8 protein-coding genes are annotated in these 6,176 nt (G+C 67.1%); 3 read left to right on the forward strand and 5 right to left on the reverse strand.

All coding sequences use genetic code 11. The features are described 5' to 3' along the window. Window positions 1-25 precede the first annotated feature (25 nt). A complete protein-coding gene (locus C7C56_RS30350) occupies window positions 26-151 on the forward strand; it encodes a DUF421 domain-containing protein (protein ID WP_267874721.1) in 126 nt (41 codons plus the stop codon). Between the two features lie 20 nt (window positions 152-171). Here C7C56_RS30350 and C7C56_RS20120 read toward each other — a convergent pair whose 3' ends face one another. The 3 genes from C7C56_RS20120 to C7C56_RS20130 are packed head-to-tail and all read right to left on the reverse strand — an operon-like array spanning window position 172 to window position 1,092. Then, window positions 172-438 (reverse strand): DUF5985 family protein, encoded by a 267-nt coding sequence (locus C7C56_RS20120; RefSeq protein ID WP_229458884.1) that lies wholly within the window; start codon window positions 436-438, stop codon window positions 172-174. Next, window positions 438-695 (reverse strand): DUF5985 family protein, encoded by a 258-nt coding sequence (locus C7C56_RS20125; protein ID WP_106759148.1) that lies wholly within the window; start codon window positions 693-695, stop codon window positions 438-440. The genes C7C56_RS20120 and C7C56_RS20125 overlap by 1 nt, the downstream gene beginning before the upstream one ends. A gap of 1 nt (window position 696) precedes the next feature. Next, complete coding sequence (locus C7C56_RS20130) at window positions 697-1,092, reverse strand: hypothetical protein (RefSeq protein ID WP_106759149.1); 396 nt, start codon at window positions 1,090-1,092, stop codon at window positions 697-699. 532 nt (window positions 1,093-1,624) lie between these two features. Here C7C56_RS20130 and C7C56_RS20135 point away from each other — a divergent pair. Together C7C56_RS20135 and C7C56_RS20140 are read left to right on the forward strand one after the other, a co-directional pair. Further along, complete coding sequence (locus C7C56_RS20135; RefSeq protein ID WP_106759150.1) at window positions 1,625-2,287, forward strand: response regulator; 663 nt, start codon at window positions 1,625-1,627, stop codon at window positions 2,285-2,287. After that, the gene (locus tag C7C56_RS20140) at window positions 2,263-3,663 is read left to right on the forward strand and encodes an ATP-binding protein (protein WP_106759151.1); all 1,401 of its coding nucleotides are present in this window, start codon (window positions 2,263-2,265) and stop codon (window positions 3,661-3,663) included. Before C7C56_RS20135 ends, C7C56_RS20140 begins: the two co-directional genes overlap by 25 nt. Before the next feature lie 428 nt (window positions 3,664-4,091). Here the strand turns inward: C7C56_RS20140 and C7C56_RS20145 are convergent, their stop codons facing one another. After that, window positions 4,092-5,192, reverse strand: coding sequence for a mechanosensitive ion channel family protein (locus tag C7C56_RS20145; protein ID WP_106759152.1), 1,101 nt, complete (start codon window positions 5,190-5,192; stop codon window positions 4,092-4,094). Further along, window positions 5,192-6,064: a PIG-L deacetylase family protein gene (locus C7C56_RS20150; protein WP_106759153.1), complete on the reverse strand. Its 873-nt coding sequence runs from the start codon at window positions 6,062-6,064 to the stop codon at window positions 5,192-5,194. The genes C7C56_RS20145 and C7C56_RS20150 overlap by 1 nt, the downstream gene beginning before the upstream one ends. Window positions 6,065-6,176: the final 112 nt, after the last annotated feature.

Here is a 6,176-nt window from a genome sequence, read left to right on the forward strand (position 1 = left end):
CGGAGCACGCCATGTTCTTCGAAAGTTGACATCGGCCATGCGCGCGCAGCGCGTCACCTCCGGCGACCTATACGGCGCGCAGCGCGAGCGCGGCTGCACCGGGCCCGAGCGGGTCCTCGCCGTCGTGCTCGAGGCCGATGGCAGCCCCTAGCTCCTGGACTAGCTCTTGGACTAGCTCTTCTTGCCGCTGTTTTTCTCGTAGATCGCGATCAGGATCAAGCCATAGGCGACGACGCGCGTCAGATAGAACAGCGGCGCGCCCTCGCTTTCGGGCGACGACAATCCGAGCATGACCCTGGTCACCGCCTCGAGCGCGAACGAGGCGGCGAAGTACAGGAAGAAGCGGTCCTTGCTGCTTCTCCAATAGCGCAGGAAGAACAGACTGACCACAATCGATCCCATGGCGATGGCGCCCGAAATCATCGCATGCAGAACCATTATTCATCCTCCAGAATCAGGCCATAGAGGAGCGGCAAAAGCGCGCCCAGCGCGGCCAGCAGGCGCCAGGTGGACAGGTCGGTCGCCGGCAACATGAGGCGGTCGATCATCAATATCAAGTTGTTGATGAACAAGCCCGCGAAGCACAGTCCGCTCCACAGCAGCAGCCGGTATTTGGATTGGTAATAACTGCGCAGTATCAGGCAGGCGCAGGCGAGGGCGGTCAGAGCGCACAGCGCGTAGATTGTTGCGGCCATATCAGGGGTCCTTGCGCCATACAAAGGCGTTGGCGAAGGCCTGGGCCTTCTTGTCGGTTCTTGAATGAATGAGGTTGGTGACATCGACCAGATTTTTCGCGTAGGTCGCCGTCAGGCGGTCGATGATCTCTCCGAGTTCCTCAGAATTGGGTTTGTAGGCATAGGCAAGCAGGTCCGCCCTCCGGTCGGCCGATTCGAGCACGCCGGCGCCGCATAGCTGGGCCAGCAAGACGGTCGCGACTTTCTCGCTCACGTAGAGGCGCTGCGACAGGCGCTTGCTGTCCCACGGCGCGCTCGCCTCGTTGCGCAACAACAGCATCGCCTCGAGGTAGGGAACGGAATGGATGCTGACGAGGATGAAGCGCTTCACGTCGTCAGGGATGGCGCTTGTACTCATGGCGGGCCGGGGCGCAGGTGAGGCGCGATATGGCGCGTGATGGGGCCCCCGATCGGACGCGCCATGGGCAGCGCGACGGCACGCCGCAGTGGCGGCGCGGCGGCGTTGGCGGCCATCAAGCGCACGCGGCGCCGAAAATTTTCCGTTTTAATTACCATGTTCTATTGGATTTCCCCATCGACCGCAGGGGGCGCACGGCATCGATGGGTGGTGCTGGGGAGTGGAACGTGGGTCAAGAATATACGTTTGCAACTTTCATTGCAAACCGCAAATCCAACCGTGCCCGGTCCAAACGCGGCCCCGCCGCAACGCGCGCGCCGCGCTAAGTATTGGCTAAGTGATTTCCTATATCATTGCTGTGCGGGCTCCTCACAACGTCGCCGCGCACCACCGCGTCCATCATGTCAAAAGGGGTCCCATTGCATCATCCACAGCGCGCACTGCACAGTTCACTCCGGCAAGGCCGGCGCCGCGCCGAAGCCGCCGCTGCCCGCGCCCGCGCAGGCCTTCGACCGCGCGTGGGAGCGCCGGCATGAGGGTGCTCCTGGTCGAAGACGATCCCATGATCGGCAGCGTCGTGCAGCAGGAATTGCGCGACGCCAGTTACGCGGTCGACTGGGTGTGCGACGGCCAGGCCGCGTTGTCGAGCATCGCCGCCCTGAGCTACTCGCTCATCCTGCTCGACCTGGGCTTGCCCAAAAAGGACGGCATGGAGGTGCTGCGCGCGATCCGCGCGGCCAGGAACGACGTTCCGGTGCTGGTGCTGACGGCGCGCGACGCGACCGAGGACCGCGTGGCCGGGCTCGACGGCGGCGCCGACGACTATCTGGTCAAGCCGTTCGCCATGAGCGAGTTGCTGGCGCGGATGCGCGCCCTGACGCGGCGCATGGAGAGCGTCGGCAGCCCGATCCTGACGAACGGGGTCGTCACGCTCGACCCGGCGACCCACGAGGCGCACGCCAACGGCGTGGCGGTGCGCCTGACCGCGCGCGAATTCTCCCTGCTGCAATCGCTGATGCTGCGCCCGGGCGCCATCCTGTCGCGCGCGGAACTCGAGAACCGGCTCTACGGGTGGAACGAGGAGGTCGAAAGCAACGCCGTCGAATTCCTCATCCACGCGCTGCGCAAGAAACTCGGGGCCGAGGTCATCAAGAACGTGAGGGGCGTGGGATGGATGGTTTCGAAGGGCCGGTAGCGGCCTCGCTCAGATTCAGGCTGTCGTTGTGGCTCACGCTCGCGATCGTCATCATCGCCGCCGGCGCCGGCGTGATCTCGTTCTCGCTGGCCACCGACGAGGCGCACAAGATGCAGGACCACCAGCTGCGCCAGACCGGTTTCCTGATCAGCCGGCTCGAAGCGGTGCCCTCGTCGCCATTGGCGCGCGAGAAGGCCGGCGATGTCGATTTCGACGCGCGCGTGGTCGTGCGTTTTTTGTGGACCGAGAAGGGCCAGCCCGCCGCCACCCCGCCGCGCCCGCCCGTGTTTTCCAACCTGCTCCGGGACGGCCTGCACACGGTCTATGTGGGCCGGGAAAAATGGCGCGTCTTCGTCAGGACCAACGCCAAGGGCGGGCGGGTGGCGGTCGGCCAGCAAACGCGGGTGCGCGACGCCGCCGCCCGCGCCAGCGCGCTGCGCACGCTGATGCCGATCCTGTTCCTGGTGCCGGTGCTGGTCTTGCTCATGGGCGTGCTCCTGCGCCAGATGTTCAAGCCGCTCAAGACGCTCGCCGACGAACTTGGACGGCGCACCGAGGCCGACCTCGGCCCGCTCGACCACGCCGGCCTGCCGTCCGAGGTCGGGCCGTTCGTGGTGGCGATCAACGCGCTGCTGGTGCGCATGGGGCGCTCGCTGACCGCACAGCGCAGGTTCATCGCCGATGCCGCGCACGAGCTGCGCTCGCCATTGACCGCCATGTCGCTGCAGGCCGAACGCCTGAGCGCGACCAATATGCCGGACGAGGCGCGCATCCGCTTCAACGCCCTAAGCGCCGGCCTGCGCCGCACCCGGGTCCTGCTCGACCAGTTGCTGACCCTCGCGCGCAGCCAGGAGTCGCGCCTCGAAGCGTCGGGCAACGTGTCGCTGCAGCAGGTCATCCGCGAGGTGCTCGAGGATCTGGTGCCGATCGCCGAGGAAAAGGATATCGATCTCGGTGTGATGAACGACGACGACGGCATCGTCCACACCCGCGGCGTCGACCTGAAAGTGCTGGTCAAGAATCTGATCGACAACGCGATCCGCTACACGCCCCGCGGCGGACGGGTCGACATCACGGTGCTCGGCGCGCCCGGACTGGTCACGCTGCAAATCGACGACACCGGCCCCGGCATCGCGCCCGGGGAGCGCGAGCGCGTGTTCGACGCCTTCTACCGGGTTTTGGGCAACGGCGAGATCGGTTCCGGGCTCGGACTGGCGATCACGCGCACCGTGGCCGAAAGCATGGGGGCGAGCATCGAACTGTCCGACTCCCGCGCGCCGCAGACGGGCTTGCGGGTTTCGGTGCGCTTTACGCAAAGCGTGTCGAAGGCGCCAGCGGCCGCGGTCCACGGCGCGCCCGCCCGCCTGAACGAATAGACGGGAGCATACGGAAAATATCGGGGGGCGGGGCAAACGGGGATGGGCCGTAATGAACCGACATCGTCCCCGCGAAGGCGGGGACCCATAGAGCGGTGGCTCAAAGCAACTGCTCCATGGGTCCCCGCCTACGCGAGGACGATGTGGATTTAAGTTTTATCAATTTTCCCCGGTACGATTTCTGAAGCGTCTTAAGCGCTAATTCAGCGCACGACGGCTTAAGTCAACGCCATTACGGGATGAGCCGGGACCAACCGGCCGCCTTGCCGTTCGCAGGCCGCGCCCCGCCGCCGCGCCGTTGGCGCCGCCTGGTCAAAGCCAGGCCAGCAGGTGCCGGAAGTCGCGCTGGTTCGCGCGGTGCCATTGGCGCAGCCGCCGGCTCCACAAGGTCACGCGGCGTGCCAGGGGGCGCCGGCGCTGCGGCGCCTTCATGCGGCGGCCTTGTCGAACGCATGCGAAGCCGGCGCCTTGGCCGGCGCGGGCCCGGGATCGACCGCGACGTGGTGCAGCGTCTGGGTCGGGTAGGCGAACTCGATCGAGGCGTCGCCGAGGCGCTCGAACAAGGCCAGGTTGATCGCCTGCTGCAGGTCCATGTAGAGCGCGTAGTCGGCGCTGGCGACGATGTAGACGACCTCGAAGTCGAGCGAGGACGCCCCGAACGACTTGAAGTGCGCCCGGTCGAACCGGACGTTTTGCTGCGCCTTGATGATCTCGCCGATCATGCCGGGCAGCGCGCGCAGTTGCTGCGCCGTCGTCTGGTAGGTCACGCCGATGCAAAAGGCGATGCGTCGGCTCTCCATGCGCTTGTAGTTGTGGATCCGGCTCTTGAGCAGGTCGGAATTGGAAAAAATCACCTGCTCGCCGCCGAGGCTGCGCAAGCGGGTCGTCTTCAGGCCGACATACTCGACCGAGCCGGCCACGCCATCGACGATGATGAAGTCGCCGACCACGAACGGCTTGTCGAGCACGATCGACAGCGAAGAGAACAAATCGCCCAGGATGTTTTGCAGCGCCAGCGCGACGGCGATGCCGCCGATGCCAAGGCTGGCGATCAACGTGGTGACGTCGACCCCGAAATTGTCGAGGATCGTCAACACCAGCACCAGCCAGATGATGGCGCGCGCCACAAAGCCGAGCGCCGCCGTCGAGGTTGTGCTGGCCGGGTCGTCGCCCTGGCGCGCATTGCGGTAGTGCGTCAGCCATTCCTTGACGGCCAGGTCGCCCCACAGCGCCACCTGCAGCAGGACGGCCAGAATGATGCCGTTGGATATGTACAACTGCGCCTTGGGCGGCAGCGCCAGCGCCTGCGTCCCCGCGTACAGCGCCACCGCCCACATGAACGGGCGCGCCGTCGAGGCGAGCACGCAGACGGCGATGTCGTCGAGGTGGCTGTCGGTGCGGCTGGCGATCCTTCCCAATTGCGTCAGGACCAGATGCTTGCCCCCGTACAGCAGGGCCAGCGCCGCCAGCGCGAGCGCGGCCGCGATGCCCCAGGCGAGGGCGTCGTTGCCGAAAACCAGATAATCCATCACAAGATGTTCCCTTTATTTATCGCCGGGAGAGCGCTCCCGTGCCTGTCGCGCGCCTTGCCGGCGCGCCAGTAGCATTCGCAGGCCGTGCCGCCGTGCTGGTAGCCGGCGATGGCCGCGCGCATGCCCTCGTCGCCGCCGAACAGCACCGGGACCTGGGAGGTGTAGTGGCGCAGCACGCGCATCTTGCCCTCGATGTCGACCGGCACCACGAAGCGTTCGGTCGGCTCGAGCTGCAGGCGCGCCAGCGCGGCCTCGGGGCCGTCGCCGCCGCGCCCGCTGTGCGGATCGGCCACGTACGGGAAGTCCTCGTAGAACAGCAGCTTGGCGCCGGCGGCGGCGGCGGCCAGCCGCATCGCCACGCGCGCGGTGATCTGGTGGTCGACATGGTCGCCGATGCCCATCGGGCTCACCAGCAGGATCGGGCCGAGGTCGAGGCAGATCCTGCGCAGCAGCTGGAATAATTCCTCGATGTGGGCGGCGTCGTCGTCGCGCGGGGCGATCCAGCGCCCGCGCGCGCTCGGGTAGATCAGCTTGCCGGTCGGGCCGCGCCGGTAGATGGCGTCGGGAAAGCTCAGGTGCACGTAGGCGGCCTCGATCGCGCGCATCGCCGCGACGTCCTCGGCGCGCCGGATGCGCGGACTGACATGCCCGCGCCGCGCCGGCGTCTTGCTGGCGCCGTCGACCGACACCAGCGGCGGCGGGTTGCCGCTGCACAGGGTGACGACCAGCGTCGGCACCCCCTGCAGGGCGTGCAGCAGGCCGCCGCAGCTCAGGGCCGCGTCGTCGAGGTGGGGCGAGAGGATCACGACGCGCTCGAACGCGTCGAAGTCGAGTTGGTCGAGCAGGGGGCGGGCCTTCAGGTTTCCCATGCGATCTCCCGGCCGTAGCGCGCGCGCGCGGCCTCCAACATGCGCCCGGCGAGCGCCTCGTCGCCGACCAGCGGGTTGGCCGCCAGCGCGGCGCGGCGCAGCGCCGGCGAGG

It is taken from the genome of Massilia glaciei (genome assembly GCF_003011895.2).
Taxonomy (GTDB): domain Bacteria; phylum Pseudomonadota; class Gammaproteobacteria; order Burkholderiales; family Burkholderiaceae_D; genus Telluria_A; species Telluria_A glaciei.

What these genes read in the sequence shown, in the direction of transcription:
- C7C56_RS20120 (WP_229458884.1), bottom strand. Translation starts at nt 438, where the DNA reads ATGGTTCTGCATGCGATGATTTCGGGCGCCATCGCCATGGGATCGATT.
- C7C56_RS20130 (WP_106759149.1), bottom strand. Translation starts at nt 1,092, where the DNA reads ATGAGTACAAGCGCCATCCCTGACGACGTGAAGCGCTTCATCCTCGTC.
- C7C56_RS20145 (WP_106759152.1), bottom strand. Translation starts at nt 5,192, where the DNA reads ATGGATTATCTGGTTTTCGGCAACGACGCCCTCGCCTGGGGCATCGCG.
- C7C56_RS20135 (WP_106759150.1), top strand. Translation starts at nt 1,625, where the DNA reads ATGAGGGTGCTCCTGGTCGAAGACGATCCCATGATCGGCAGCGTCGTG.
- C7C56_RS20140 (WP_106759151.1), top strand. Translation starts at nt 2,263, where the DNA reads ATGGATGGTTTCGAAGGGCCGGTAGCGGCCTCGCTCAGATTCAGGCTG.
- C7C56_RS20150 (WP_106759153.1), bottom strand. Translation starts at nt 6,064, where the DNA reads ATGGGAAACCTGAAGGCCCGCCCCCTGCTCGACCAACTCGACTTCGAC.
- C7C56_RS20125 (WP_106759148.1), bottom strand. Translation starts at nt 695, where the DNA reads ATGGCCGCAACAATCTACGCGCTGTGCGCTCTGACCGCCCTCGCCTGC.